The organism is Arthrobacter sp. 179, assembly GCF_052379645.1.
Lineage (GTDB): Bacteria > Actinomycetota > Actinomycetes > Actinomycetales > Micrococcaceae > Arthrobacter_H.
The window spans coordinates 75,581-102,525 of sequence record NZ_JBQSYU010000012.1 but is presented as its reverse complement, the minus strand read 5'-3'; the positions used below and the strand labels follow the sequence as shown (position 1 = coordinate 102,525).

General features: G+C 66.7%; 24 protein-coding genes. 11 read left to right on the top strand and 13 right to left on the bottom strand.

All coding sequences use genetic code 11. From position 1 onward, the window contains the following. Positions 1 to 17: 17 nt before the first annotated feature. The 3 genes from ACT3UE_RS09345 to ACT3UE_RS09335 form a co-directional block, all read right to left on the bottom strand. On the bottom strand, positions 18 to 809 hold the full coding sequence (locus ACT3UE_RS09345) for an ABC transporter ATP-binding protein (RefSeq protein WP_444555445.1): 792 nt from the start codon (positions 807 to 809) through the stop codon (positions 18 to 20). A gap of 1 nt (position 810) precedes the next feature. Continuing rightward, the gene (locus tag ACT3UE_RS09340) at positions 811 to 1,722 is read right to left on the bottom strand and encodes an ABC transporter permease (RefSeq protein WP_444555446.1); all 912 of its coding nucleotides are present in this window, start codon (positions 1,720 to 1,722) and stop codon (positions 811 to 813) included. An 89-nt stretch (positions 1,723 to 1,811) separates the two neighbouring features. After that, positions 1,812 to 2,819: an ABC transporter substrate-binding protein gene (locus ACT3UE_RS09335; RefSeq protein ID WP_444555447.1), complete on the bottom strand. Its 1,008-nt coding sequence runs from the start codon at positions 2,817 to 2,819 to the stop codon at positions 1,812 to 1,814. A 332-nt stretch (positions 2,820 to 3,151) separates the two neighbouring features. Between ACT3UE_RS09335 and hrpA the strand changes: the two genes are divergently transcribed. Further along, positions 3,152 to 7,147 (top strand): ATP-dependent RNA helicase HrpA, encoded by a 3,996-nt coding sequence (hrpA, locus tag ACT3UE_RS09330; protein ID WP_444561840.1) that lies wholly within the window; start codon positions 3,152 to 3,154, stop codon positions 7,145 to 7,147. A 72-nt stretch (positions 7,148 to 7,219) separates the two neighbouring features. On the opposite strand, the gene ACT3UE_RS09325 is transcribed toward hrpA, so the two are convergent. After that, entirely contained in the window at positions 7,220 to 7,648 is a 429-nt protein-coding gene (locus tag ACT3UE_RS09325; RefSeq protein WP_444555474.1) for an HIT family protein, read from the bottom strand. A 59-nt stretch (positions 7,649 to 7,707) separates the two neighbouring features. After that, the gene (locus tag ACT3UE_RS09320) at positions 7,708 to 8,547 is read right to left on the bottom strand and encodes a sulfurtransferase (RefSeq protein ID WP_444555449.1); all 840 of its coding nucleotides are present in this window, start codon (positions 8,545 to 8,547) and stop codon (positions 7,708 to 7,710) included. An 87-nt stretch (positions 8,548 to 8,634) separates the two neighbouring features. Between ACT3UE_RS09320 and ACT3UE_RS09315 the strand changes: the two genes are divergently transcribed. Together ACT3UE_RS09315 and map are read left to right on the top strand one after the other, a co-directional pair. Beyond that, complete coding sequence (locus ACT3UE_RS09315; protein ID WP_444555450.1) at positions 8,635 to 9,738, top strand: PLP-dependent cysteine synthase family protein; 1,104 nt, start codon at positions 8,635 to 8,637, stop codon at positions 9,736 to 9,738. A 65-nt stretch (positions 9,739 to 9,803) separates the two neighbouring features. Beyond that, complete coding sequence (gene map / locus ACT3UE_RS09310; protein ID WP_444555451.1) at positions 9,804 to 10,571, top strand: type I methionyl aminopeptidase; 768 nt, start codon at positions 9,804 to 9,806, stop codon at positions 10,569 to 10,571. Between the two features lie 20 nt (positions 10,572 to 10,591). Here map and ACT3UE_RS09305 read toward each other — a convergent pair whose 3' ends face one another. After that, entirely contained in the window at positions 10,592 to 11,254 is a 663-nt protein-coding gene (locus ACT3UE_RS09305) for an MBL fold metallo-hydrolase (protein WP_444566605.1), read from the bottom strand. A 125-nt stretch (positions 11,255 to 11,379) separates the two neighbouring features. On the opposite strand from ACT3UE_RS09305, the gene ACT3UE_RS09300 reads away from it, so the two are divergent. Beyond that, positions 11,380 to 11,820: a Fur family transcriptional regulator gene (locus ACT3UE_RS09300; RefSeq protein ID WP_444555453.1), complete on the top strand. Its 441-nt coding sequence runs from the start codon at positions 11,380 to 11,382 to the stop codon at positions 11,818 to 11,820. Here ACT3UE_RS09300 and ACT3UE_RS09295 read toward each other — a convergent pair. The 4 genes from ACT3UE_RS09295 to ACT3UE_RS09280 form a co-directional block, all read right to left on the bottom strand. Continuing rightward, the gene (locus ACT3UE_RS09295; protein ID WP_444555454.1) at positions 11,817 to 12,698 is read right to left on the bottom strand and encodes a metal ABC transporter permease; all 882 of its coding nucleotides are present in this window, start codon (positions 12,696 to 12,698) and stop codon (positions 11,817 to 11,819) included. The two genes, ACT3UE_RS09300 and ACT3UE_RS09295, sit on opposite strands and share 4 nt — an antisense overlap. After that, positions 12,695 to 13,555 (bottom strand): metal ABC transporter ATP-binding protein, encoded by an 861-nt coding sequence (locus tag ACT3UE_RS09290; RefSeq protein WP_444555455.1) that lies wholly within the window; start codon positions 13,553 to 13,555, stop codon positions 12,695 to 12,697. Before ACT3UE_RS09290 ends, ACT3UE_RS09295 begins: the two co-directional genes overlap by 4 nt. An 82-nt stretch (positions 13,556 to 13,637) precedes the next feature. Beyond that, positions 13,638 to 14,729 (bottom strand): hemolysin family protein, encoded by a 1,092-nt coding sequence (locus ACT3UE_RS09285; protein WP_444555456.1) that lies wholly within the window; start codon positions 14,727 to 14,729, stop codon positions 13,638 to 13,640. Then, the gene (locus ACT3UE_RS09280; RefSeq protein ID WP_444555457.1) at positions 14,726 to 16,048 is read right to left on the bottom strand and encodes a hemolysin family protein; all 1,323 of its coding nucleotides are present in this window, start codon (positions 16,046 to 16,048) and stop codon (positions 14,726 to 14,728) included. The genes ACT3UE_RS09285 and ACT3UE_RS09280 overlap by 4 nt, the downstream gene beginning before the upstream one ends. Positions 16,049 to 16,505: 457 nt before the next feature. On the opposite strand from ACT3UE_RS09280, the gene ACT3UE_RS09275 reads away from it, so the two are divergent. The 3 genes from ACT3UE_RS09275 to ACT3UE_RS09265 all read left to right on the top strand — a co-directional run bounded on the left by ACT3UE_RS09275 (position 16,506) and on the right by ACT3UE_RS09265 (position 21,186). Next, positions 16,506 to 20,309: a multifunctional oxoglutarate decarboxylase/oxoglutarate dehydrogenase thiamine pyrophosphate-binding subunit/dihydrolipoyllysine-residue succinyltransferase subunit gene (locus tag ACT3UE_RS09275; protein ID WP_444555458.1), complete on the top strand. Its 3,804-nt coding sequence runs from the start codon at positions 16,506 to 16,508 to the stop codon at positions 20,307 to 20,309. A 106-nt stretch (positions 20,310 to 20,415) separates the two neighbouring features. Further along, positions 20,416 to 21,021, top strand: a complete 606-nt coding sequence (locus ACT3UE_RS09270; RefSeq protein ID WP_444555459.1) for a GDSL-type esterase/lipase family protein — start codon at positions 20,416 to 20,418, stop codon at positions 21,019 to 21,021. Between the two features lie 90 nt (positions 21,022 to 21,111). Next, positions 21,112 to 21,186, top strand: a complete 75-nt coding sequence (locus ACT3UE_RS09265) for a 50S ribosomal protein bL37 (protein ID WP_444555475.1) — start codon at positions 21,112 to 21,114, stop codon at positions 21,184 to 21,186. A gap of 59 nt (positions 21,187 to 21,245) precedes the next feature. Here the strand turns inward: ACT3UE_RS09265 and rsrA are convergent, their stop codons facing one another. Further along, positions 21,246 to 21,512, bottom strand: coding sequence for a mycothiol system anti-sigma-R factor (gene rsrA / locus ACT3UE_RS09260; RefSeq protein ID WP_444555460.1), 267 nt, complete (start codon positions 21,510 to 21,512; stop codon positions 21,246 to 21,248). Then, the gene (locus ACT3UE_RS09255; RefSeq protein ID WP_444555461.1) at positions 21,512 to 22,168 is read right to left on the bottom strand and encodes a sigma-70 family RNA polymerase sigma factor; all 657 of its coding nucleotides are present in this window, start codon (positions 22,166 to 22,168) and stop codon (positions 21,512 to 21,514) included. The genes rsrA and ACT3UE_RS09255 overlap by 1 nt, the downstream gene beginning before the upstream one ends. Before the next feature lie 279 nt (positions 22,169 to 22,447). On the opposite strand from ACT3UE_RS09255, the gene ACT3UE_RS09250 reads away from it, so the two are divergent. The 4 genes from ACT3UE_RS09250 to hisN are packed head-to-tail and all read left to right on the top strand — an operon-like array spanning position 22,448 to position 26,330. Then, positions 22,448 to 22,975, top strand: coding sequence for a DoxX family protein (locus ACT3UE_RS09250; protein ID WP_444555462.1), 528 nt, complete (start codon positions 22,448 to 22,450; stop codon positions 22,973 to 22,975). Positions 22,976 to 22,985: 10 nt separating this feature from the next. After that, a complete protein-coding gene (gene aroA, locus ACT3UE_RS09245; RefSeq protein ID WP_444561841.1) occupies positions 22,986 to 24,311 on the top strand; it encodes a 3-phosphoshikimate 1-carboxyvinyltransferase in 1,326 nt (441 codons plus the stop codon). A 2-nt stretch (positions 24,312 to 24,313) separates the two neighbouring features. Then, the gene (gene rsgA, locus ACT3UE_RS09240; RefSeq protein WP_444555464.1) at positions 24,314 to 25,417 is read left to right on the top strand and encodes a ribosome small subunit-dependent GTPase A; all 1,104 of its coding nucleotides are present in this window, start codon (positions 24,314 to 24,316) and stop codon (positions 25,415 to 25,417) included. Between the two features lie 40 nt (positions 25,418 to 25,457). Further along, entirely contained in the window at positions 25,458 to 26,330 is an 873-nt protein-coding gene (gene hisN, locus ACT3UE_RS09235; protein ID WP_444555465.1) for a histidinol-phosphatase, read from the top strand. Positions 26,331 to 26,333: 3 nt separating this feature from the next. On the opposite strand, the gene ACT3UE_RS09230 is transcribed toward hisN, so the two are convergent. Beyond that, positions 26,334 to 26,783 carry a YrdB family protein gene (locus ACT3UE_RS09230; protein ID WP_444555466.1) on the bottom strand — a complete coding sequence of 150 codons (450 nt, stop codon included), beginning with the start codon at positions 26,781 to 26,783 and terminating at the stop codon, positions 26,334 to 26,336. Positions 26,784 to 26,945 lie beyond the last annotated feature (162 nt).

Sequence of the window (26,945 nt, the reverse complement as noted above, 5' to 3'; positions counted from 1 at the left end):
TTTGGTGGTGCCCCGCCCTACTGCAGCATGGTGCGGTCGTCGAGCTGGGCGCCCTTGATCTTCTCGAATTCCTTGAGCAGCCCGGGAACGGTCATCTTCGATTTGGCCTCGGCATCGAGATCCAGGATGATCTCCCCGTCGTGCATCATCACCAGCCGGGTGCCCAACCGCAGCGCCTGCTCCATGTTGTGGGTGACCATCAGCGTGGTGAGTCCGTGGCGTTCGACGATCTCCTCGGTCAGCCGGGCCACCAGGGCCGCCCGTTGCGGGTCCAGTGCCGCGGTGTGCTCGTCGAGCAACAGGATCTGAGGTCCACTGAACGTGGCCATGAGCAGCGAAAGTGCTTGCCGCTGTCCACCGGAGAGCAACCCGACCTTGGCCTTGAGCCGATGTTCGAGGCCCAATTCCAGAGATTCGAGCTCAGTGGCGAATTGCTCCCGCCGTCGTTTGGTCACCCCCAGGCCCAGCCCACGGAATTTTCCGCGGTTCAGGGCCAGGGACATGTTCTCTTCGATCGACATGCTCGGCGCGGTGCCGGCCATCGGGTCCTGGAAGACCCGGCCGATGTATTTCGCCCGCGCATGGTCCGCCAGTTTGGTGACGTCCTTGCCGGCGATCTTCACGTTGCCGACGTCGGGCTGGAGCTTGCCCCCGACCATGTTCAGGACAGTGGATTTCCCGGCACCATTGGAGCCGATCACGGTGACGAATTCGCCTTCGGTCAATTGGAGGTTGATGTTGCGTAGCGCCTTGCGCTCGTTGACCGTCCCGGCGAAGAACGTCTTGGACAGGTTGTTGACTTCCAGCATGCTAGGACACCGTCTCCTTCTGCTTCTCCGCGGCGTTGTTGATGGTGCGCATCCGGCGACCGAACTTATTGAAGCCCTTCCACTGCGGCAGAACGAGCGCGAGGACCACGAGGATCGCGGAGATCAGCTTCATGTCATTCGGCTCGAGACCGGCGTCCAGGGCCAGTTGGATGAAGACGCGGTAGAGGACGGCACCGAAGATGACGGCCAGCGTGGCGATGAAGATGTTCCGGGTCCCGAAGATCGCCTGGCCGATGATGACCGAGGCCAGACCGATCAGGATCAGGCCGATACCCATACCCACATCGGCGAAGCCCTGGTACTGGGCGACCATCGCGCCGCACAGGCCCACCAGGGCGTTGGAAATGGCCAGCCCGAGGATCTTCTGGTTGTCGGTGCTGACGCCCAGGCTGCGGATCATCTGTTCGTTGTCACCGGTCGCCTGCATGGCCAGACCGGTGTCGGTGTGCAGGAACCAGTCCAGGACGAACTTCAGCACCAGGGCCACCACGAAGAAGATCAGGATGGATACGACGCCACCGGTGAGCTGGGCCTCCCGCAGCGGGGAGATCAGGGTGTCCTCCCCCAGCAGCGGGACGTTGGCTTTGCCCATGATGCGCAAATTCACCGAATACAGGGCGATCATGGTCAGGATGCCGGCCAGCAGGCCGTTGATCTTGCCCTTGGTATGCAGCAGACCGGTCACGACACCGGCTGCCGCGCCGGCCAGCAGGGCCAGCCCGGTGGCCAAAAGTGCCGGCATGCCGTTGACGATGGTGATGGAGGCGACGGCGGCGCCGGTGGTGAAGCTTCCATCAACCGTCAGGTCGGGGAAGTCGAGGATGCGGAAGGTCAGATAGACCCCCAGCGCCATGATCGCGTAGATCAGGCCCAGTTCAACCGCAGTAAGCATGAAGAGATCCTTGGGTAGAGAGGGAAGAATGCGGGGTGCCCGGCCGCTGGAGGGCGGCCGGGCACCGTGATCCGGAAGATCGGCGCGGGCTACTTCTTGTAGACCTCGGCGGCCTTGTCGATCATGTCCTGCGGGATCTCCACTCCGGCCTTCTTCGCGGCGGCGGTGTTCACATACAGTTCGACATCGGTCAAGGTCTCCACGGGCATATCGGCCGGCTTCTCCCCGTCCTTGAGGATCTTCACCGCCATGTCGGCGGTCTGGACGCCGAGCTTCTCGTAGTTGATGCCGTAGGTGGCCGTGGCGCCACGCTTGACCGACTCGCCGTCGGCGGCGATGACGGGGACCTTCTTGGACTGCGCGGTCTGCAACAAACCTTCCAACGCGGAGACGACGGCGTTGTCGGTGGGCACGTAGTAGGCATCGACCTTCAGCGACTCGGCTGCCTGCTGGACCTCGGAGGAGGCGGAGATGGCCGCTTCCTTGATCTCCAGGTCGAGATCGGCCGCGGCTTCCTTGGCCCACTTCACCTGGACGGTGGAGTTGACCTCGCCGGAGGAGTAGACGATCCCGACGGACTTGGCGTCAGGGGCCAGTTCCTTGAGCAGTTCCATCTGCTCCTTCACCGGGTTCTTATCCGAGGTGCCGGTGACGTTTCCGCCGGGTTCCTCAACGCTCTTGACCAGTTTGGCTTCCACCGGGTCGGTCACCGCCGAGAAGAGGACCGGGGCATCAGTGATCGCCTGGGCGGCCGCCTGGGCCGCCGGCGTGGCGACGGCGAGGACCAGATCCAGGTTGTCCTGCGAGAACTGGTTCATGATCGCCGTGTTCGTCGAGGCATCCGCCTGAGCGTTCTGCAGATCGTAGCTGATCTTGTCCCCGGTATAGCCGGCGTCCTTCATCCCCTTCTTGAAGCCCTCGGTCACCGCATCCAAGGACGGATGGGACACGTACTGCGAGATGCCGATCTTCACGGGCTCGGTCGCATCCGCGGATCCGCTGGACTCCCCGGACCCTCCCGAGGATCCGCAAGCGGTGGCGAGCAATGCGGTGGCCATCAGGCCTGCGGCAAGCTTGCCGACGCGAGAAACGTTCATGGTGTTTTCCTTTCACGGGTCACGAGTTGATTTCCGGTCAACATCACCTTTGCTGCCACCGGATCCCGTCCCCCACTGCGAGTGATTCGACAATCTTTTGACCACCTCGTGCCTAAAGACACCTCGATACTACCTGTGAATCAACTCACATTGTCCATATGACTCAGGGGCCCATGGACGCCCTTGTGCGCCTCGAGGCCCATTGAAGACAAAACGTGTCCCATGCCACATTTCGGTATCATTCCGTACTTGGCCTCCCGACCACTTCCGGAAGCGCATCGGACGGCCGCTGGGCGCCGTCGTCGAGCGGACCCCCTTAGACTGGTTCAACCATGGCTGTAAAGATCACCTATCCCGAGTCCCTTCCGGTCAGCGCCCGCCGCGACGACATCATGGAAGCCATCCGCGACCACCAGATCGTCGTCATCGCCGGCGAAACCGGCTCCGGCAAAACCACCCAGCTTCCCAAGATGCTGTTGGAACTGGGCTTGGGCGAGGGCGGGATGATCGGCCACACCCAACCCCGCCGGCTGGCCGCCCGTACGGTGGCCGAACGCATCGCCGAGGAGACCGGGGTCGAGCTCGGGGCGGAGATCGGCTTCCAGGTCAGGTTCACCGGACACGTGTCGGCGTCCACCCAGGTCAAGGTCATGACCGATGGCATCCTGCTGGCGGAGATCCAGCATGACCGGCTGCTGCGTAAATACAACGCCATCATCATCGATGAGGCCCACGAACGCAGCCTGAACATCGACTTCCTGCTCGGCTACCTCAAACGGCTGCTGCCCAAGCGTCCCGATCTGAAGGTCATCATCACCTCGGCGACGATCGACCCGGAGAAATTCGCCACGCACTTCGGCTCCCCCGCCTCCGAGGGCGGAGAGGAGATCGTTCCGGCCCCCATCATCGAGGTCTCCGGGCGCACGTTCCCGGTGGAGCTGCGCTACCGTCCGCTGAATCCCGCCGAAGGGCGCGAGGACGACGACGACTACGACACGGACGAGGATCGGGACCCGCTGGACGCGGTCTGCGATGCCGTGGACGAATTGGCGGCCGAAGCCCCGGGCGACGTCCTGATCTTCTTTTCCGGCGAGCGCGAGATCCGCGATGCCGCCGAGGCCCTACGCGCCCGGGTGCGGACCAACCCCCGGCTGAGAGGCACCGAGGTGCTGCCGCTCTTCGCCCGGTTGTCCCTGGAGGAACAGCACAAGGTCTTCCACCCGGGGTCCAACCCTCGTCTGGTACTGGCGACCAATGTCGCCGAAACTTCACTGACGGTCCCGGGCATCAAATACGTCATCGATACCGGGACCGCCCGGATCTCAAGGTATTCGCACCGCACGAAGGTCCAGCGCCTGCCCATCGAACGGGTCTCCCAGGCCAGCGCGAACCAGCGGTCGGGTCGTTGTGGCCGCGTCTCCGACGGCATCGCCATCCGGCTCTACTCCCAGGAGGACTTCGAGGCCCGTCCCGAATTCACCGACCCTGAGATCCTGCGCACCAACCTGGCGGCGGTGATCCTGCAGATGTCCGCCATGGGGGTCGTGGAGTCCCCCCGCGACGTCGCGGGTTTCGACTTCGTCCAGCCCCCGGATTCCAAGGCCGTGAACGACGGCGTCTCACTCTTGCGCGAACTGGGCGCTGTCGGGGAGGGGGCCTCGGCAAAGGTCACCAGGATCGGGCGGCAGCTCAGCCAGCTCCCCGTCGACGTCCGGTTGGGCCGGATGATCGTGGAGGCAGGCCGGCGCGGCTGCGCCAAGGAGGTCATGATCCTGGCCGCCGCCCTGACCATCCGCGACCCCCGCGAACGCCCCTCCGAAGACACCGGTCAACGAGCCAATGCCATCGGCCTGCACCGCCGCTTCGACGACTCGACCTCGGACTTCTCGGGGTTCCTGAACCTCTACGCCTACCTGCAGGAGAAGCAGAAGGAGCTCTCCTCCTCGGCGTTCCGCAGGCTCTGCAAGAAGGAATTCATCAACTACATGCGGGTGCGCGAATGGCAGGACCTCTTCGCCCAGCTCCGCCAGCTCTCCAAACCATTGGGCATCACCCTGTCGACGGGGCCGGTGGACCCGGCAGGGCTGGAACGGGAGATCCACACCAGCCTGCTGGCCGGCCTACTCGGACACATCGGTGCCTGGGATGAGCGCAAACGCGAATATTCCGGCGCCCGCGGCACCCGGTTCTCCATCTTCCCCGGCTCGGCCTTGTTCAAGAAGAACCCCGAATGGGTGATGTCCGCCGAACTGGTGGAGACCAGCAGGCTCTGGGCCCGGGTCAACGCCCGCTTCGATCCCCTCTGGGTGGAGGAGGTCGGCAAGCACCTGTTGAAGTATTCGCATTCAGAACCCCACTGGTCCCGGAAGATGGGTTCGGTCATGGGCTACGAGAAGGCCACCCTCTACGGTCTGACCGTCATCCCCCAGCGCCGCATCCAATATGGGCGCGTCGATCCGGTCGTGGCCCGGGAGCTGTTCATCCAGCACGCCCTGGTGGAAGGCGATTGGAAGACCCACCATAAGTTCTTCCAACGCAACCGGCGCCTGCTGGCCGATATCGACGAACTCGAAACCAGGATGCGTCGGCGTGATCTGGGTGCCACGGACGAGGACCTCTTCGATTTCTACGATCAGCGGGTCGGTTCCGGCGTCGTCTCCGAACGCCACTTCGACCGGTGGTGGAAGAAGGCGCGGGCGGAGGAGCCCACCCTGCTGGACTTCGACCCGGAGGAACTCTTCAACGCCGACGCGGACGAACTGAACCAGGAGGACTTCCCCCGGACCCTGCAGCACGGGGACCTTGAACTGGAGCTGTCCTACGAGTTCAACCCGGCCGCGTCGGCCGGTGAATCCGACGGGTTGACCGTGCGGGTGCCCGTGTTGTTCCTGAACCAGCTGGACCCCGAACGTTTCCGCTGGCTCATCCCCGGTCTCCGCGAAGAACTGGTCACCGCCTTGATCAAGTCCCTGCCCAAGGCCATCCGCAAGAACTTCGTCCCGGCCCCCGACGTGGCCCGGCAGGCGGTGACCGCACTGAATGCCGATTTCGACCCCACGACCGATGACCTCGAACCCTCCCTGGAACTGGTGTTGCGTCGGATGCGCGGGGTGGTGATCCCGCCGGGATCCTGGGACTGGTCCAAGATCCCCGGGCACCTGTTGGCCACTTTCCAGGTCGTGGATGCCAGGGCCCGGATCCTGGATGAATCCACCGACCTGCCCACCCTGCAACGAACCCTGGCGACGCAGAACCGCCAGGCCCTGGCCGATTCGTTGGGAAGCGCGGGGCCTGCCCTGCTGGCGGCGGCCCGCGAGGCCGAACAACGCCACGGCAAGGAATCCTCGGGCGGTTCCGGAGCCGGAACCGGTGGGGCCCGGACCTCGCCCCGGCCCGGACGGGGCCGGGCGGGCACCACCACGCGGGAGCGTCCGACGCCGACGCTGGAGCAGACCGGGCTGACCGCCTGGCCCGAAGGGCTCGGCGACGGGGCCCGGATCGAGCGCCGGGTCAGCACCACGGTGGCGGGGGCGGAAGTCACCGCATTCCCCGGTCTGCTCGATACCGGGGACACGGTGTCGCTGACGGTGTTCCGCAACGAGGATGAACAGCTCACGGCCCATCGGGGCGGGGTGATCCGGCTGCTGCTGCTTCAGGTCCCCTCCCCGGCCAAGTACGTATTGGAGCACCTGAACAACCAGGAGAAGCTGGTCTTCACGCAGAACCCCCACGGTTCGGTGGAGAAGCTGATCGCCGACTGCACGCTGGCGGCCCTGGACCGGCTGGTCCCTGAGGAACTGCCCTTCAGCAAGGCGGAGTTCGATGCCCTGTTCGAGTCGGTGCGGGCCGAGCTGATCGACACGGTCTTCAAGGTCACCGCCATCGTCGAACGCGTCCTCTCCGGGGCCCGCCGCGTGGACCAACGGGTCTCCAAGGCCTCCTCGCTGGCACTGGTGAACGCGCTGGCCGATATCCGCAGCCAGGTGGAGAACCTGGTCTACCCGGGCTTCGTCGCCGGGACCGGCTACGCCCACCTCTCCCAGCTGCCCCGCTATCTGGAGGCGATCGGCAAGCGTCTGGATAAGTTGGAGGCCGGGAACGTGGCGCGGGACCACCAGGCGATGCTGGCGATCCAGGCGTTGGAGGATGAATACGATGCCGCCCGGGCCGCGGTGCCTGCCGGGGCACGGATCCCCGCGCCCCTGGCCCGGATCAAGTGGATGCTCGAGGAGTTGCGGGTGAGCATGTTCGCCCAGGAACTGGGCACCGCCTATTCGGTCTCGGAGAAGCGGGTGCGGACCGCCTTGCGCCAGGCCACCACCAGCTAACCGGCCGGTCCGAAAGGCCCGTCCCCGCCGTCGTCCCCGCGGCAGGGACGACGGCGGGACTGCGGGCCGGGATTACTGGTTCGGCACCATATCGGTATGCCCGTCCTCGCGCAGTGCGGTGCGCAGTCGTTCGGCATTGTCGTCCAGGTGGGCTTCCTTCGGGTCGGTATCGGCCCGGGAGAGGTCGAAGTCGGCCAGCGAGTTCGTCGGCCAGACGTGCACGTGCAGATGGGGGACCTCGAAGCCGGCGACCATCAGGCCGGCTCGTTCGGAGCCGAAGGCCCGCTTCTGGGCCCGCCCCACGACCCGGGCGACCGCGTTGAGCTTATTGAGCAGCTCGGGTTCGATATCGGTCCAGTCGTCGACCTCCTGGCGCGGCACCACCAGGGTGTGACCGTCGGTGATCGGTCCGATCGACAGGAACGCGACGACGTCGGGATCCTTCCAGACGAATCGTCCCGGCAACTCCCCGTTGATGATCTTGCTGAACAGCGTGCTCATGGTGTCCCTCTCTTCGGTAGTGGTCACGAATCTACTTGGCCTGCTCGGCCCCGGGCCAGTCAGCCGGTGGGGCCGGTGGCCACCTCCCGGGCGGGGTCGGAGGAAAACTGCGAATACGAGCCCGGATACAGGGCCGCGTCGATCCCGGCGATCGCCAGGGCGGCGATCTCGTGGGCGGCGGTGACCCCGGAGCCGCAGTAGACGGCTACCGGTGGGCCTCCTGCTGCCGGGCCCAGGGCGGCGAACTTCTCCCGCAGGGCTTCCGCCGACAAGAATCTGCTGTCCGCGTCCAGGTTCGCTGCGGTGGGGGCGTTCAGGGCCCCGGGGATGTGCCCGGGGCGTGGGTCCACCGGTTCGGTTTCCCCGCGGAAGCGTTCACCGGCCCGGGCGTCGAGCAGGACCCCGGTGGAGGGGAAGGCCGCCGCGCCGTCGGCATCCAGGACCGGCAGCGACCCGGGGTGCGGGACCCAGCGTCCCGGTAGCGGGGTGACCGGCCCGGTGGCGACCTCCCCGCCGGCCGCCGGCCAGGCGGCCCATCCGCCGTCGAGCAGGAACACCTCGGCCAGTCCGGCGTCCCGCAGCAGCCACCAGGCCCGCGCCGCCGACAGCCCGCCCACGGCGTCGTAGACCACCACGGTATCGCCGGGGTCGATCCCCCAGCGGGAGGTGGCGGCGGCGAAGGCTGCGGGTTCAGGCAGGGGGTGGCGACCGGCTTGCGGGCGGGCAGGGGCCGCCAGCTCGGTCTCCAGGTCCACATACACGGCCCCCGGGATATGCCCGGCCAGGTGGTCCTCCTCCCCCGTGGTCGAACCCAACGCCCACCGGACATCCAGGATGACGGTGCGCTGCCCGGCGGCGATCCGGGCGGCCAGGGCCTCGGTGGTGATCAAGACGTCCATGTCGGAACTTCCTCCCTCATGCCCCGCCGCCGGCTCCGGGGCGGCCGCCGAAGCGGGCCCGGGTAGGCTGGACGGGTGGATTCAACGATGCTGCCAACACTACCGCCGCCTGCCGGACGGGCTTGGGTCAACCAGGCCGTCCTGGCCCTGGAAGCCGATACCGCCCGCTCGGCGGATACGCACCTGCACCGGATCGGCCTGCCGGTGGTTTGGGGCATCGAGCTCTACCTGAAGGACGAGTCCACCCACCGCTCGGGCTCGTTGAAGCACCGCCTGGCGAAGTCCTTGTTCCTCTACGGGCTGGTCAACGGATGGATCACCGAGCGGACCACCATCGTGGAATCCTCCAGCGGGAGCACCGCGGTCTCCGAGGCGTATTTCGCCCGGCTGTTGGGCTTGCCCTTCGTGGCCGTGGTCGCCGCAACGACGTCGGAGCAGAAGATCGACCTGATCCGTGAGCTGGGCGGGACCTGCCACCTGATCGAAGAGGCCTCGGCGGTCGACGCCGAGGCACGCCGATTGGCTGCCGAAACCGGTGGACACTACATGGACCAGTTCACCTACGCCGAACGGGCCACCGACTGGCGCGGGAACAACAACATCGCCGAATCGATCTTCTCCCAGCTCGAACTCGAACCGCATCCGGTGCCCGCCTGGGTCGTGGCCGGGGCCGGGACGGGGGGCACCAGCGCCACTTTGGGCCGCTACATCCGCTACCACCAGCATCAGAGCCGGTTGGCCGTCGGCGACCCCGAGGGCTCGGCCTTCCTGCCGGCCTGGCAAGCCTGGAACGACGGCGGTGACCCGGCGGCTGTGACCGGGACCCCGAGCCGGATCGAGGGCATCGGCCGGCCGTCGCCCGAACCCAGCTTCGTGCCCTCGGTGATCGATCTGGTCCAGACCGTGCCCGACGGCGCCTCGGTGGCCGCAATGCGCCATCTCTCCGGATGGGCGGGGCTGCACGCCGGACCGTCCACGGGAACGAACATGTGGCAGATCTGGCGTCTGGTGGCGCGGATGCGGGCCGCCGGACAGCAAGGATCGGTCGTCTCACTGATCTGCGACGGCGCCGAACGCTATGCCGGATCACATTACGACCCCGGATGGCTTCACCGCGCGGGCATCGACACCACCCCCTATGAAGGGGTCATCGAGGCCTTCCTCGCCGGCGGCGACTGGGTGGAACCGTAGGATCCCGGCGTAGAATGACCCGGGCTGGTTCTTGGCCCACCCTCCTGAGTCGGAAGAAGTGCCGCATGATCGAAATCCTGAACCACAGCCAGCTAACCCGGGCCCGGACCAGCGGCGCCCTGGTCGCCAGGATCCTGCAGACCATGAAACGCCGGACCACCGTGGGGACGAACCTGCTGGACATCGACCGGTGGACCCGGCAGATGATCACCGAGGCCGGGGCCCGGTCCTGCTATGTCGACTATGCGCCGTCCTTCGGACGCGGACCCTTCGGCCACTACATCTGCACCGCGGTCAACGATGCGGTCCTCCACGGCCTGCCCCACGACTACGCCCTGGCCGACGGGGACCTGCTGACACTGGATCTGGCCCTCATCCTGGACGGGGTGGCAGCGGATGCGGCCATCAGCTTCGTGGTGGGTTCTTCACGCCCCGCCGAAAGCGTCGCGATGATCGATGCCACCGAGGCGGCCCTGGCCGCCGGCATTGCCGCGGCAGGCCCCGGGGTCCGCCTCGGCGATGTCTCCCATGCCATCGGCACCGTTCTGGACCGGGCCGGATACCAGATCAACGTCGAATTCGGGGGCCACGGCATCGGCTCGACCATGCACCAGGACCCGCATGTCCCCAATACCGGGCGCCCCGGCCGGGGCTACAGGCTCCGGCCCGGCTTGCTGCTCGCTCTGGAGCCGTGGGTCATGGCAGATACCTCACAGCTCGTGACCGACGCCGATGGCTGGACGTTGCGCAGCGCAACGGGGTGCCGGACCGCCCATACCGAACACACGATTGCGATCACCGAGGACGGAGCCCGGATCCTGACCCTGCCCTAGCCGCTCCGGGGCCCGGCCGCTCAGGCCTCGCGGGACTCCCCGACCTGCAGGTACTCGAATTCGGTGCCGTACCGGGCCCCGAACCGGGTGACATGCCCGGTCATCATCCCCAGCCCGGTCTCGTTGAGCAGCCCGTCGTGGATCGGGTAGGCATGGGCCGGCCGGACCGACACCACGAAGTCCACGACCTCGGCCAGCTTCGACCACGGGGCATGCAGCGGCACCAGCAGGGTCTGCACCGTGACCCCGTTCGGGACGATGAACGAGTCTCCCGGGTGGTACAGGTTCCCGTCGACGAGGTACCCCAGATTGGCGACCACGGGGATCTGCGGGTGGATCAGCGCATGCTGGCCGCCGAAGACCCGGACGTCGAACCCGGCGATCTGCCGGACGTCGTCGGGGGCCAGCACGTGGATCCTGTCCCCCGCCGCCCCGAGTGCCGGGTGGGCCAGCAGTTGATCGACCACCTCCCGCGGGGCGTAGACATGCACCCCTGCGGTGCGGTCCACGATCGGCAGGACGGCCGCCGCGTCGAGATGGTCGGCGTGCTCGTGGGTCACCAGGATGGCTTCGGCACCGGCCAGGGCCGCCGGCACGTCGGTGAATGTTCCGGGGTCGATGACCATGACGCGTGATCCCTTTTCCAGGCGGATGCAGGCATGTCCGTGTTTGATGAGCTTCATGCCCCCACCCTAGTTCGCCGCCGCCGCGCTGATAAGCTGTTTCTTCCAGTCGTCCGCGGCCCGTCCGGTCGACCCAGGACCCCTCACGTCGGGCCCGAAGCAAGACTCCAGGAGCACAGCAACGCATGTCGGAGAAGATCGTCCCCAAGCGCGGGCGGGAACAGCGTGTCACCAAGCAGCGGCTCGCCGTCGAGGCCGCCATGGGCCGGTTGGAGGACTTCGTCTCCGCCCAGGAACTCCACCGTCTGCTTCAGGACCAGGGCGATAAGGTCTCGTTGGCCACCGTCTACCGGATCCTGCAGTCCATGGCCGAGGACGGGCTGCTCGACGTCGTACGATCCGGCGAGGGCGAGGCCGCCTACCGCCGCTGCGAGGCCGAGACCCACCACCATCACCTGGTCTGCCGGACCTGCGGCAAGGGGGTCGAGGTCCAGGCTCCCGCCGTGGAGACCTGGGCGGCCCGGGTCGCCGCCGAGCACGGTTTCACGGAGGCCTCCCACACCGTGGAGATCTACGGCTACTGCCCCGAGTGCACGCTCAACCGGCAGGGAGCCGACGGCGCCTAGGCTGCGAGTTGCGGTGCCGCTTCCTGGATCCGCCGCACCCGTGAACGGCGCCAGTCGATGACCCGGCACACCACGTAGATCGCGAAGGAAATGGTGGTCACGTAGGGGCTGATCGGCAAGCGTCCGGCCAGGGCGAGCATGATGCCCCCGACCACGCTGGTCATCGCGAACACGATGCTCAGCGCCACCGTCAGGCCCGGGCGCGCGGTCACGCGGATCGCGGCGGCGGCCGGGGTGATCAGCAGGCTGAGCACCAGCAGGGCCCCGACGACCTGGATGGACAGGGCCACCGCGAGTCCGAGTAACAGCATGAACACCACCGAGAGCCGGCCGGCGGGGATCCCCCGGGCAGCGGCGACCGAGGGATCGACACTGACGAACATCAATGGACGCCAGATGATCAGCAGGCCCACGATCACCACGACCGAGCACACCGCCAGGACCCCCAGCTGGACGGAGTCCACGGCGACGATCTGGCCGGTGAGCAAGCCGAACTTATTGGCGCTGCGCCCCTCGTAGAGGGACAGGAACAGGATGCCCAACCCCAGCCCGAAGGGCATGAGGATCCCGATGATGGAGTTGCGGTCCCGCGCGTTGGCGCCCATGAGCCCGAGCACCAGGGACGCCGCGATGCTGCCCACCAGGGAGCCGGCCACCACATTGGCCCCGATGAGCAGGGCGAAGGCGGCCCCGGCGAAGGACAGTTCGGCGATCCCGTGGACGGCGAAGGCCATGTCCCGGGTCATCACGAAGACGCCCACGAGTCCGCCGACCAGGCCCAGGATCGCCCCGGCAATGATCGAGTTGGAAACCAGGGGCAGCAGTTCGGCATAGTTCTCGAAGCTGAAGATCGTCTGCCAGATGTCGTGCGCGTTCATGCCCGGCCCCCGTCCCTGCTGGTCGTCGACGCCGGTTCGGCGTCGGAGGGATGGTGGTGGCTCAGGGTTTCGGGCATCCCGACCACCACGATGCGTCCGTTGCTGCGGAAGACCTCGATCGGGCTGGAGTACAACTCGGAGAGGACCTCGGAGCGCATGACCTCTTCCGGGGTGCCGACGTGGAACCGCCCGCCGGCCAGATAGAGCACCCGGTCCACATATTGCAGGATCGGGTTGATCTCGTGGGTGACGAAGACGACGGCGCTGCCCTGGTCGCAGGCCTGCCGGTGGATCAGGGCGGACACCGCCTGCTGGTGGTTCAGATCCAGCGACAGCAGCGGTTCATCGCACAGCAGGAGTTCGGGGTTCCCGGCCAAGGCCTGGGCGGCACGCAAGCGCTGCTGCTCCCCTCCGGAGAGCAGCCCCACGGGACGGTCGGCATAGGCGGTCGCCCCGACCCGCTCGAGGAGCTCATCGACCCGGGCGTTGATCTCCCGGCGGTGGAAGATCCGTGGGCCCCAGCGGTGCCCGTCCACGCCCAGGGCCACCAGATCCCGGGCACGCAAGGCCGTATCGGGGGGAAACCCGCGTTGCTGGGGGATGCTGCCGATGGTGCGCGAGCCCCGGGTGACCGGGCGTCCGCTGATCTCCACGCTGCCGGTACTCAGTTCCTGCAGCCCCAGCAGCACCTTGAGCAGGGTGGATTTACCGGCCCCGTTGGGCCCGAGCACGGCCAGGAACTCCCCCGGCTGGACCTCCAGGTCCAGCCCGCTGAAGAGCCTCCGCGGGCCGAAGTCCAGGCCGGCGCCCCGCAAGGTCACCGCCGGTGTCGTATCGGGCTGGCTGTTCGGTGGCACGGGCGGCCTTCCTGGAGGGTGGGGGTGGCTGGCGGAGGGGAGCCGCGCCGCCCGTCGGCGGTGTCACGGCACGCATCCAACCCTAACCCAAATGAGACTCATTTTCATTATCGGCTTGTTGGTTGAAGCGACGGATCCCGCGGCGTTCGTTTGAATCGTTGATCTCCCCGACCAGCTGCTCCAGGACGTCCTCGAGGAACAGGATCCCCAGCGTGTTGCCGGCGGCATCGTTGACCCGGGCCAGGTGGGATCCGGTGCGCTGCATGACCCCCAGCGCATCCTCGACCTCGACCTCGGCGCCCAGATTGGCCAGGTTGCGCAGGCGGGTGACCGGGATCGGCTGGTCGTAGCGGGACTGCGGGATGGACATGACGTCCTTCAGGTGCAGGTACCCGGCGAGGTTCTCCTGGGCGTCGGTGATCACGAACCGGGAGAATCCCGTCCGTCCGACGGCCTTTTCGAATTGGGCCGGCGTCGTCTCCTGGGACAGGGTGACGACCTCGTGCAGCGGAACCATCGAGGTCTCGGCGGTGTAATCGGAGAACTCCAGGGCCCCATGGATGATCCCGCTGCCGTCCTCGACCAGGCCGGACCGGGTCGATTCCTGGACGATGGAGTGGACCTCTTCGAGGGTGAAGGAACTGGTCACTTCGTCCTGAGGCTCGACCCGCATCAATTTCAGCGCATGGTTGGCCAGCCAGTTCAACGAGTAGACGACCGGGTGCAGGATCCGGGACAGGAAGATCAGCGGCGGTGCCAGCAGCAGCACGGCCCGATCCGCCACGGAGACCGAGATGTTCTTGGGCACCATCTCCCCGAACGTGACGTGCAGGAAGGTCACGATGAGCAAGGCGATCACGAACGCGGTGGTATCGGCCACCGGGACCGGCACGCCCAGCGCCTCCAGCGGCCCGGCAAACAGATGGTGGATCGCCGGTTCGGCGACGTTGAGGATCAGCAACGAGCAGACGGTGATGCCCAATTGGCAGACCGCCAGCATCAAGGAGACGTGTTCCATGGCGAACAGTGCCGAACGGGCCCGCTTCACCCCGTTGTCGAGCAAGGGTTCGATCTGGCTGCGCCGGGCGGTCATGACCGCGAATTCGGAGGCCACGAAGAAGGCATTGCCCAGCAGCAGGATGATGAGCCACATGATTCCAAGCCAGGGATTCACTGCTCCTGCCCCCCTTCCTGGTCCTCGTCCTCGGAGGCCTCGAAGCTCAGCCGGTCCACCCGGCGGCCGTCCATCGCCTCCACGAACAGCTCCCCGTTGCCGGTATCGACGAAATCGCCGACGGCGGGGATCCGTCCGAGCATGGCCATGACGTAGCCGCCGACGGTTTCATAGGCGGGGTCGTCGGGGATCTTCAGCCCGGGGACCTGGTCCCCGAGTTCGTCCGGACGCAACAGGGCGGGGAAATGCCAGCGGCCCGTGGCCGAAACCAGCACCCCCGGTTGGGTCCTGTCGTGTTCATCGGTGACTTCGCCGACGATCTCCTCGACCAGGTCCTCCAGGGTGACCATGCCGGCGGTTCCGCCGTATTCGTCCAACACCATGGCCACCTGTTGGTTGGCCTCGCGCAGATCGGCGATCAGCGAATCCAGGTGCACGGTCTTGGGGACCGACATGATCTCCTCCATGACGGTCGCCGCCACCAGGCCCGCCCGCTTATGCCGCGGCACCGCGACGGCCTTCTTCACGTGGCAGACCCCTTCGACGTCGTCGGCGGAATCGCCGATCACCGGGAACCGTGAATAGCCGGTGCGGCGGGCCGTTTCGATGACGTCCTCCAGCGGTTCGTCCAGTTCGACGGTCTCCATGCGGATGCGCGGGGTCATCACGTCGGCGGCCGAGCGTTCCGAGAAGCGCAGGGTGCGGGAGAGGAATCGGGCGGTGTCGCCGTCCAAGGTGCCCATTTCGGCCGAGCGGCGGACCAGCGAATTCAGTTCCGCCGGGCTGCGGGCCCCGGAGATCTCCTCCTTCGCCTCCAGCCCCACGGTGTGCAGGACCTTGTTGGAGAAGCCGTTGAGCACCACGATGGCTGGCTTGAAGACGGTGGTGAACACCAGCTGGGGCCGGGCAATGGCCCGGCCGATGCCCAGGGCGCGGGCAATGGCCAGGTTCTTGGGGATCAGTTCCCCGACCAGCATGGAAAGCACGGTGGCGAAGATCATGGCGACCACCAGGGATACCGGGGCGGCGCCCGCACCGAGCCCCGCGGCCTCCAGGACCGGGGTCAGCAGCCGCCCGACCGAGGGTTCCATCACGAAGCCGGTCAGCAACGTGGTCAGCGTGATCCCCAGTTGGCAGGACGAGAGTTGCGTGGACAGTGACTTCAGGCAACGCATGAGCGGTTCCGCACCGCGTTCGCCGTCGGCCACCGAGCGCTGCACCGTGCTCTGGTCCAAGGCGACGAGGGAGAATTCAACGGCGACGAAGAACCCGGTCCCGGCGATCAGGAGCAGGCCGAGCGCCAGGAAGATCCATTCCACCTACGTGCTCACCGCCGTCGTTCCCCGCACGGGCATCACGGCACGACGGCGGGATGCGCGGTAGGTGGGTTTCATCGGTTCGGGGGAACCCGGTCTGGAAGGCTCCGATGAGCCGGCCGATGAGCTGGGCATGCTGAGACGGTTTGAGCCGGCGCTGCGCGTGGACGCGACAGGCCGGCACACTGAGTGGCTGTCCATAAGGGTTCCAGTCTACAGAATCGCACCCACGCCCGCGAGGACACCTCCGCCGGGAGCGGTGTCCTGGCCCGTGGCCCGTCCGTCGGGGCACCGACGCCCGTCATGACGGGGAACACATCCATTCAGGACAGGCCGCGTCTGATTGGCAACGCCGCGCGGAAAGTCATTAGACTGGCCAGAGGTCCAAGGCAAAGCCGGAGGACCGGCCCGGACACGATCGGGACCAGCGACGAGGCAATCAGGGAGAAGAGGCGTAATCGTGCCAGATCAACCACACCACCGACTGACCGAGGAGTTCGGCGGGAACGAGTGGCTCGTCGAGGAGCTCTACCAGCAGTATCTGCGGGACAGGAACTCCGTGGACAAAAAGTGGTGGAGCATTTTCGATTCGTTTGATTCCTCGGGACGCCCCGCCGCCCAGGACTCCGCCCCCGCCCAGAAGGCCCCGGCCAAGACCGGCTCCTCCCCCAGCCCCCGGGCTGCTTCCTCGGCCCGGGTGACCGAGGCCCCCGCGGAGCAGAAGACCGGGGCGGACGCCCCCTCCACGGCCACCACCTCCGGTGACACGCCCAAGGACACCCCCGAGACCCCGAAGGCCAAACCCGCGGATCCCGCCCCGAAGGCCTCCCCGATCCCCGCCGAACTGCCCAAGTCCAGCGCCGGGGAGCAGCAGCCCGAAGAAGACGTCGTGAAGCCGCTGCGTGGACCGGCCAAGGCCATCGCCAAGAACATGGAGGCCTCCCTCGAGGTCCCGACGGCCACCACCGTGCGTGCCGTGCCGGCCAAGGCCCTCATCGACAACCGCATCGTCATCAACAGCCACCTGGCCCGGGCCCGTGGTGGCAAGGTCTCCTTCACCCACATCATCGGCTTCGCCGTCATCCGCGCCCTGAAGCTCTTCCCCTCGCAGAACGTGAGCTACCGCGAGGTGGACGGCAAGCCCTCCTCGGTGCAGCCGGCCCACGTGGGTTTCGGCATCGCCATCGACATCCCCAAGCCCGACGGCTCCCGGATGCTCGCGGTCCCGAACATCAAGAAGGCCGAGACCCTGAACTTCTCGGAGTTCTGGAACACCTACGAGGACCTGATCCAGCGGGCGCGCGGCAATAAGCTGACCGCCGACGACTATGCCGGGACCACGGTCTCGCTGACCAACCCCGGCGGCATCGGCACCGTCCACTCCGTGCCCCGCCTCTCCAAGGGCATGGCCACCATCGTCGGTGTCGGCGCCCTGGAATACCCCGCGGAATTCCGTGGCGCCAGCGAAAAGACCGTGGCGATGCAGGGCATCGGCAAGGTCATCACCCTGACCTCGACCTATGACCACCGCGTCATCCAAGGCGCAGGCTCCGGCGAGTTCCTGCGGCTGGTCGAATCGCTGCTGCTCGGTGAGCAAGGCTTCTACGACGAGATCTTCGAAGCCCTGCGCATCCCCTACGAGCCGGTGCGCTGGGTCGTGGACAACCAGGTCGACGTCGATCTCCAGGTCAATAAGATCGCCCGCATCCAGCAGCTCATCCACGCCTACCGCGTCCGCGGGCACCTGATGGCGGACATCAACCCGCTGGAGTACGTCCAGCGCCGCCACCCCGACCTGGACATCCGCACCTACGGCCTGACGCTATGGGATCTGGAACGCGAATGGGTCACCGGTGGTTTCGGCGGCGCCGACCGCCTGACCCTACGCAAGATCCTCGGCGTGCTGCGCGACTCCTACTGCCGCACCACCGGCATCGAATACATGCACATCCAGAATCCCGAGGAACGCAAGTGGTTCCAGGACGAGATGGAGCATGAATACACCAAGCCCAGCCGCGACGAGCAGTTCCGCATCATGGGCCGCCTCAATGCCGCCGAGGCCTTCGAGACGTTCCTGCAGACCAAGTTCGTCGGCCAGAAGCGCTTCTCGCTCGAAGGCGGCGAATCCCTGATTCCGCTGCTCGATGGCATCATGTCCGACGCCGCGGACCAGGGCATGGACGAAGTGGGCATCGGCATGGCCCACCGTGGTCGCCTCAACGTGTTGACCAACATCGCCGGCAAGACCTACGCGCAGGTCTTCCGCGAATTCGAGGGAACGCAGGATCCCCGCTCCGTCCAGGGGTCCGGTGACGTGAAATACCACCTGGGCACCGAAGGCAAGTTCACCTCCGACAACGGCAACGAGACCCGCGTCTACCTGGCGGCGAACCCCTCGCACCTGGAAGCCGTCGACCCGGTGCTCGAGGGCATCGTGCGGGCCAAGCAGGACCGTCTGGACCACGGCACCGAATCCACCGGCTTCAGCGTCCTGCCGATCCTCATCCACGGCGATGCCGCCTTCGCCGGGCAGGGCGTGGTCTCCGAGACCCTGAACCTGTCCCAGCTGCGCGGGTACCGCACCGGCGGAACCATCCACGTGGTGGTCAACAACCAGGTCGGTTTCACCACCTCCCCGACTGCCTCGCGTTCCTCGGTCTACTCCACCGATGCCGCCAAGATCATCCAGGCGCCGGTCTTCCACGTCAACGGGGACGATCCCGAGGCAGTGGTCCGGGTCGCCCAGCTGGCGTTCAAGTACCGGCAGAAGTTCAACAAGGACGTGGTCATCGACCTCGTTTGCTACCGCCGCCGTGGCCACAACGAGGGCGACGACCCGTCGATGACGCAGCCGATGATGTACAACCTCATCGAAAACAAGCGCTCGACCCGCAAGCTCTACACCGAGGCGCTGGTCGGACGTAACGACATCACCCAGGACGAGGCCGATCAGGCGCTGCGCGACTACCAGGGCCGGCTGGAACGGGTCTTCACGGAAACACATGAAGCCCAGACCTCCCCGATCCCGGTCGTGAACTCCAGCGACGCCTCGGTCAACGACCTGGAGCTGCCGACCTCGCAGCTCGAGGACGCCCCGTCCACGAGCCCGGTCAAGACGGCCATCTCCGCCGAGGCGCTCGCGGCAGTGGGTGCGGCCCACCTGAAGATCCCCGAGGGCTTCACCATCCACCCCAAGCTCAAGGCCCTGCTGGAGCGTCGGGACACGATGTCCCGCGAAGGCGGGATCGATTGGGGCTTCGCCGAGATCGCCGCCTTCGGCGCCCTGTCCATGGAAGGCATCCCGGTGCGTCTGTCCGGCCAGGATTCACGCCGTGGCACCTTCGTCCAGCGCCACTCGGTCTTCCACGACCGCAAGACCGGCGACGAGTGGATGCCGCTGCGCAGCCTCTCCGAGGACCAGTCCAAGATCTGGTTCTACGATTCGCTGCTGAGCGAATTCGCCGCGATGGGCTTCGAATACGGCTACTCGGTCGAACGCCCGGATGCCCTGGTGTTGTGGGAAGCGCAGTTCGGCGACTTCGTCAACGGCGCCCAGACCATCATCGACGAGTTCATCTCCTCCGCCGAGCAGAAGTGGGGCCAGCGGTCCTCGCTCGTGCTCATGTTGCCGCACGGCTACGAGGGGCAGGGCCCCGACCACTCCTCGGCACGCATCGAGCGCTTCCTGCTGATGTGCGCCGAAGAGAACCTGATCGTGGCCAACCCGTCCAACGGCGCCAACCACTTCCACCTGCTGCGGCGCCAGGCGTACACCCGTCCGCGCAAGCCACTGATCATCTTCACCCCGAAGCAGCTGCTGCGCCTGAAGGCCGCCGCCTGCTCGGTGGAGGACTTCACCCAGGGCGGGTTCCAGGAGGTCATCCCCGATGTCCTGGACCTGAAGGGCCAGGAGGTCGAGCGGGTGCTGATGGTCTCCGGTCGGCTGTACTACGATCTGGAATCGGCCCGCAAGAAGGCCGGCGACGAGAAGACGGCGATCATCCGCATCGAGCAGCTCTACCCGCTGCCGGTCGGGCAGATCAATGCCGAACTGGCCAAGTACCCCAACGCCAAGCTCTACTGGACCCAGGACGAGCCGGCGAACCAGGGTCCCTGGCCGTTCATCGGCTTGAACCTGGCCCCGGAGCTGGACCGTCCGGTGGAGTTGGTCTCACGTACGGCGTCGGCGGCCACGTCGACCGGTTCGCATAAGCGCCACGAGGTGGAGCTGGCCGAACTCCTGCAGCACTCCTTCGGGAAGTAGCCGACGGACGAACGAACGCATCAGCCGAAGGGCGGGACCGTACGTCCCGCCCTTCGGTGTAGCAGGCCCCCCGTCATGGTGGGCGTACCGCGCAGAAAGGTCTTTCGTGGAACAACGAACCATTCGCATCGCCGCCATCGGCAACGAGATCCTCGCCGGACACGGTGACCCGCGGTCACTGGGTTGGTATGGTCGGGTCCTGGCCCGCACCACGGGTGATGACTTCCGACTCCAGAGCTACACGCTGGCTTCCCCGGACGAGGGCACCGAGGCACTGGCCGAACGGTGGTTGCAGGAGGCTGGCCGGCGTTTCGGCGAGGGCTGCGACAACCGTCTGGTGGTGGCCCTGTCCGATTTCGACCTCGACCTCGGGCTTTCCACCGCCCGCAGCAGGCTGAATCTGGCCAACATCCTTGATGCCGCGTCACAGATGAGCATCAAGGCCATGGTCGTGGGCCCGATCCCCTCCCTCGATCAGGAGCGCAACGCCCGGTTGGCCGATTTGTCGGCTGCCTATGCCGATGTCGCCTCCCGCCGCCACCACGCGTACGTCGACACCTTCACGCCGTTGCAGAACCACGAACAGTGGCGCAACGACCTGGCCGCCAACGGGGGCCTGCCGGGACAGGCAGGCCACGGTCTCATTGCCTGGCTGGTCCTCCACCGTGGCTGGTACAGCTGGTTGGATCTCGCGGAACCGACCGGGGCGTAGCTCCGTCCGGGTGCCGGTGAATAGGACCGGGTCCCCGGGTGTGACAAGATGGAGGGCAGCTAGAATCCCCGAGAAGAGCAGGAGGCAGCTATGAGCAAGCGTGCACGTAAGCGCCGCGGCCGCGCCAAGAAGGGCGCGAACCACGGTAAGCGTCCGAACACCTAAACCAGGTGAACAGCGAAGAGCCCACATCCTTCAGGATGTGGGCTCCTTTGTGTTGTGGGTCAGTCGTGCCGGGTCTCCACCCGCAGCTCGCTGATCCGGCTCATGATCCGGGTCTTGAGCGTATTCGGTGCCACTTCCTGGCAGCTGCGCTTCACGACCGACCGGATGATGCATTCAAGGTCGTATTCGTGGGTGCATTCCTCACACCCCTCGAGGTGTTCGCGGACGTCCTTGAGGTCATCCACCGACAGTGCACCGTCGAGGTATTCGTACAGACGGGCGATCCGTTCGTCTCCGCAGTCGCCCAACGATTGGCAGTCGCCCATCATTTCCTCCCTTGTCCGGCCGCCGCCGGGCGGTCCGTCTCCTTCTGCGCCGTGCCCAGTCCCCTGGTGGCGGCGTAGTCGGCGAGTAGTTCCCTGAGTTGCTTGCGCCCCCGGTGCAACCGCGACATGACGGTACCGATCGGAATGCCGAGGATCTCGGCCACTTCCTTATAGGCGTAGCCCTCCACATCCGTGAAGTACACGGCCAGACGGAACTCCTCGGGAATCGACTGCAGCGCCTGCTTCACGTCGGAATCCGGCAAGTGGTCCAACGCTTCCGCCTCGGCCGAGCGCAGTCCGGTGGACGTGTGCTGCGCGGCCTTCGCCATTTGCCAGTCCTCGACCGTATCGGTGCTGGAACGCAACGGTTCGCGCTGGCGCTTGCGATAGAGGTTGATATAGGTGTTCGTCAGGATCCGGTACAGCCAGGCCTTCAGATTGGTGCCTGGTTTGTACTGGTGGAACGCCGAATAGGCCTTGGTGTAGGCCTCCTGGACCAGGTCCTCGGCATCGGCGGGATTACGCGCCATGCGCATCGCCGCCGAATAGAGCTGGTCGACATATTGCAGGGCATCCCGCTCGAACCGTGCGCGCTGCTGCGCTTCGGTCTCGCGACCCTCGGGGACGGCTTCGGTCCCTTGCTGTGAAGTGCTCATCACGGCCCAGTCTAGACCGGGAGCCGGACGACTGGGCGTTGGCTGGGCCACTCGTTCGGCGCAAGTCAATGTCGGCATGCTCGGCAGCACCCCCTTTCGAAGTCTCATTAAGCCGCCATCGCGGTTGCGGTGGTTCTCTGCCACCGGCCTCTTGTACTTCACAACAGCACGATTTGGCTGCCTATTCCCTTCCGACGGTGATCGGGGCACCGTCCGAACCGAAAAAGTGCGAGACTAGGACAAGCATGTGAACGCACTCCCGACTCCTTGGAGGAATCGATGTCCCTGGCTCGCCTGATTGCCCGTCCCCTGCTGGCTTCCAGCTTCGTGTTGACCGGTCTGGACCGCGTCCGCAAGCCCGAGGAGAGTGGTGAGCGGTTGCGCCCGAATCTGCGTCGTGCCGCCTCGGTGTTCCCCCAACTGGAATCGGTTGCCGCGAAGCCGGCCCTGGCCGCCCGCTGCATCGGCGCAGCCCAGGTCCTGTCGGGGCTGATGCTGGCCCTGGGCAAGTTCCCGCGTTTCTCGGCCTTCGTCCTGGTCGGTTCCTCCGCCGTCACCGGTTTCAACGACAACGCCGGCGAGTCCAAGCTGTTGACGTCCAGCCGGGTCAAGAATCTTTCCCTCGCCGGAGGCGTCCTGCTGGCCAGCGTGGACACCGATGGTGCCCCGTCGATGGCCTGGCGTGCCCGCCACCTCGGCAAGGATGCCCGCAGGCAGCTGGCCAAGGCCAATAAGGAACTTTCCAAGACGGTGCGTGACGGGGCCCAGGATGCCCGCAAGGCCGCAGAAGACGTGGTCGGCCGCTAGAGCACACGTCATGAGCAGCAACACCATCACCCCCGAGTCCACCACCGACTGGCCGGCCCCGCGGGCGCATGGCCGGATCGATGCCACCGTGCAGGTCCCGGCGTCGAAGTCGTTGACCAACCGATACCTGTTGTTGGCCGCCCTGGCGGATGGCCCCTCGCGATTGCGCAAGCCGTTGCGTTCCCGCGATTCCGACCTGATGATCCAGGCCCTTCGGGTCCTGGGTGCAGGGATCGAGGAACGCCGCAGCCACGACGGGGCCGGGCAGGATCTGCTCATCACCCCCATCGACCGCACGGTGGCCCGTGGTGCGCTCACCGTCGACTGCGGCCTGGCCGGGACGGTCATGAGGTTCGTCCCGCCGTTGGCCGCCCTGCTCGATGCCACCGTGTTCTTCGACGGCGACCCGGCCGCCCGGGTCCGTCCCATGGCCCCCGTGGTCACCGCCTTGAAGGATCTGGGTCTGCAGGTCGTGGACGAGGACCCCGGCATGCTGCCCTTCACGCTCGAGGCCACGGGTGTGGTGGCCGGAGGGGATCTACGGGTCGATTCCAGCGGTTCCTCGCAATTCATTTCCGCCTGGCTGCTCGTCGGGGCCTTCTTCCAGCACGGCCTGCGGATCGAGCACGACGGCGATTCGGTGCCGAGCCTGGACCATATCCACATGACGATCGCCACGCTGCGCGAGGTCGGGATCCGGATCGATGAGCCCGCCCCCAACCAGTGGCTCGTCCACCCCGGGACCGTGGAGGCCTTCGACGTCGCCATCGAACGCGACCTTTCCAATGCCGGCCCCTTCCTCGCCGCCGCATTGGCCGCCGGGGGCACGGTCCGGGTGCCGGATTGGCCCGCCGAAACCACCCAGGTCGGTGCCCGTTGGCCGGAGATCCTCACCCGGATGGGGGCCACGACTTCATATGAGGGCGGGGTACTCACGGTCAACGGCCACGGAACCATCGACGGCATCGAGCTGGCCGACGCCTCGGAACTGGCCCCCACGGTGGCAGCGCTGGCTGCCCTGGCGGGTTCTGAAAGCCGCCTGACGGGCATCGGGCACCTCCGGGGGCACGAAACGGACCGGCTGGCCGCCCTGGTCACCGAGATCAAGGCCCTCGGCGGTGAGGCCGAGGAACTCGCCGACGGGATACTGATCCGCCGACCCGTCGACCGGGGAGGACTCTTCCACAGCTATGAGGACCATCGCATGGCCACCGCCGGTGCGGTGATCGGCTTGGCCGTGGACGGGGTCCGGATCGAAGACATCGGCACCACGGCGAAGACCATGCCCGATTTCCCCGGGTTGTGGCAGGAACTGGCTGCGACCGGCGGGGCCTGACGATGGCGCGTGATGCCCGCAGTTGGGACGAATCAGATGTCAGGATCCGCCCCAATAAGAAAGGATCCCGCCCGCGGACGAAGGACAGGCCCTCCTATGACGAGGCCGTCATCGGGCGGATCATCACCGTTGATCGCGGCCGCTATACGGCGATCCTGGACGAGGACACCGCCACCGAGCGGATCGTCATCGCGGCCCGGGCCCGGGAGTTGCGGCGCTCCCCCGTCGTCCCCGGGGACTTCGTCGCCTTGGTGGGCGACACCACCGGCCAGCCGGATACCCTGGCCCGCCTGGTCAGGATCCAGGATCGCGACACGGTGCTGCGACGCAGCGCCGATGACACCGATCCGGTGGAGCGCATCGTCGTGGCCAATGCCGATCAGCTGGTCATCGTGGTCGCTGCTGCCAATCCGGAGCCCAGGACCGGGTTCATCGACCGGGCGCTGGTCGCGGCCTTCGACGCAGGCATCGACGCCATCCTGTGCGTGACCAAGACCGATATCAAGGATCCGGCCGAGCTGCTGGAAAACTACCGGCATCTGGACATGGACATCGTCACCAGCAAGAGCATCGCCGCCGAGGGGACGGGCATCGACGCCCGTTCGGCCGACGGCGCCTCGGCCCGGCTGGACGAAGGCGCCATCGTGGAACTTCGACGGCTGATGGCAGGACGCGTGACCGTGGTGTTGGGGCACTCCGGGGTCGGCAAGTCCACCCTGGTCAATGCCCTGACCGGGGCGCAACGCGCCACCGGGGGCGTCAATGCCGTCACCGGTCGTGGACGGCACACCTCGTCTTCCGCCATCGCCCTGCGGGCCGAGCAGGCCCCGGCGGGGACCTGGATCATCGACACGCCCGGCATCCGCTCCTTTGGTCTGGCACTGGTCGACCCGGACCACATCCTGGACTCCTTCCCCGATCTGGTCCAGGGTTCGGTGGACTGCCCCCGCGGTTGCCGGCACACCCCCGACTCCCCCGGCTGCGCACTGGATGCCTGGGTCCGTCGCCCCGAGGCGGATGCCTCGGGGGTGGCCCGGCTGGCTTCCCTGCGGCGTCTGCTCGGGGTCGAGGAGAAGGCCAAGGGCAAGGAACTAGGGTCGGTCTAGGAGCACGGTCCGGAGCGGTTCCTGCGGTAGGTTTGAAGGCATGACCCGCGACGTAATGAGCTATAACGACGACCTGCGCCTGGCACATGCCATTGCCGATTCCGTCGATTCCCTGACCATGTCCCGCTTCAAGGCACAGGACCTGCAGGTGGAGACCAAACCGGATCTGACCCCGGTCACCGATGCCGACCGGATGGCCGAGGAGGCCATCCGCAGCCAGCTGGGCCGCACCCGCCCCCGCGACGCGGTGCTGGGCGAGGAATTCGGCAGCACCGGTCACGGCTCCCGCCGTTGGGTCATCGACCCCATCGACGGGACGAAGAACTTCGTGCGCGGGGTTCCGGTGTGGGCCACGCTGATCTCACTCATGGATGAAGGTCGCGCCGTGGTCGGTCTGGTGTCGGCACCGGCATTGGGTCGTCGGTGGTGGGGAGCCGAGGGCACGGGCGCCTATACCGGCAAATCCCTGGCCTCGGCCACCCGTTTGAACGTTTCGGGGATCAACGACCTGGCCGACGCATCCCTGTCCTATTCAAGCCTGGGCGGTTGGCGCGAACGAGGGCAGCTGGAGAACATGCTCGATCTGCACGACGCCGTCTGGCGCACCCGGGCGTTCGGAGACTTCTGGTCCTACTGCCTCCTGGCCGAGGGCGCCGTTGACATCGCCTGCGAACCGGAGCTGAACCTCTACGACATGGCCGCCCTGGTCCCGATCGTCACCGAGGCAGGAGGACGCTTCACGTCCCTGGACGGCGAGGACGGCTGCATGGGAGGCAACGCGCTGGCCACCAACTCCCTGCTGCACGAGGCCACCCTGGACCTGCTCAACGGTTCACCCGATTCCGTGGTGCCCGACTCCGGCGCCCCAGCCGACCAGCGGGCCGACCACGCCTCCCCGTGGGAACGCGCCTAGGCTTCAGCGCGCGGCGCGGCGTCCTGCGGGACGACGCCGGTTGCGGCGTTGGGCCTGCGCGTCGCTAGCCAGTTCCTCGCGCTTGAGCCAGTTCATGACTCCGCTGGCGAGTGTCAGCACCAACATGATGCCGGCGAGCCAGAGGTGTCCTGCACTCCACAACGCCGCCACACCCAGCAGGAACAGCACGTGGGCGACCACAGGGTGGATGGGCCATCCCAGCCGCCACGGCGCCTGGGGCGAGAGCAGGAGCCCCCAGAGGATGACGAGCGGGATCAACACCACGAGGACGGACACCACCGGTGCCAGCGGCAGGAACTCGATCGCCCAGAGCCCGGCGGCACACAGCAGTGCCACCTCCAGGACGAATGCCAAGATCCCGGCGGGACGGATCGGCGTTCCGGAAGGCTTGTCCGCCACGACTTCCGCAGCGTTCTGCGGTTCCTCTTCCATGCCTTCTGCCTTTCCCCTCGAGGGGCAGCCCGGGAGCGGGCAGCCTGAATATTTGGTACACCTTCTGGAACATTCGGGTCCCGGTGTCTCTTCCATTCTAAGCATGCGGCCCGCGATAGCCGGGACAGCACGCAAAAGGCCCCGGAATCACGAGGATTCCGA